Raw genomic sequence first — 247 nt, forward strand, 5'->3', positions numbered from 1 at the left:
GATCCGCTGCTCGACGCCGCCGGCAATGTCGTGCGTGACGACAACGGCCGGTTCGTCACCGACACCGGATCGCCCGTGCGCATCGCCTATCAGACCGATGGGCTGATCTATGACGCCGGGGTGATCTGGCGCCCCAGCCCGCGGCTGGAGCTGCGCGCCAATGCCGGATATCGTTATGGCGGCGAGACCTATTTCGGGTCGCTCAGCTACGCCATGTCGCGCGACGTGGCGGTCAACGTGCTGCTGT

General features: G+C 66.4%; 1 protein-coding gene. It reads left to right on the forward strand.

The window, feature by feature from the left end:
• Positions 1-247 (forward strand): hypothetical protein (locus tag CVH10_RS23200; RefSeq protein ID WP_219925054.1); only part of this gene is annotated, 247 nt, incomplete at both ends.

The sequence above is a fragment of the Halomonas sp. ND22Bw genome, from assembly GCF_003011945.1.
Lineage (GTDB): Bacteria > Pseudomonadota > Gammaproteobacteria > Pseudomonadales > Halomonadaceae > Halomonas > Halomonas halophila.